The organism is Hwanghaeella sp. LZ110, from assembly GCF_048892525.1.
GTDB lineage: Bacteria > Pseudomonadota > Alphaproteobacteria > UBA8366 > Aestuariispiraceae > Pacificispira.
On sequence record NZ_JBLZHT010000059.1, the window covers coordinates 1 to 322 of the forward strand.

Annotated in this window: 1 protein-coding gene; it reads right to left on the reverse strand. The window is 55.9% G+C overall.

Features of this window, described 5'->3' with window-relative positions; translation table 11 throughout:
* Nucleotides 1-216: serpin family protein (locus ACOSDM_RS20200; RefSeq protein WP_420726332.1), on the reverse strand; the 216-nt coding region annotated here is incomplete at its 3' end.
* Nucleotides 217-322: the final 106 nt, after the last annotated feature.

A 322-nucleotide genomic window follows, 5' to 3' on the forward strand; every position in this document is an offset into this window, starting at 1 on the left:
AGGCTGTAACCCATCGTAACCCAGACTGCTGTATATCTGTGAATGAGTGCTGCCCTTGGCACCTAGAGCCAGCATGCTCAAAGCCATTGAAATCCCGAGAGGGGAAAAGAAAATGTTCACGCCCTGGGCTTTAGGGTGGGATGCAAGTTTCTTGTAGAGAGAGAACGCAAAGTCAGCGTTGTATGGAGCAAGCAGGTGGCAGGCATCGCTGGCCACCTCGTGGCTGGGGTGAGGTTCGTCCTTTCCATGGTGGAGATGGTGGTGGTGCTCGGCTGTGTGACCACTGTGATCGTGACCTTCGTGGGGTGCGGCCCAGGCCGTT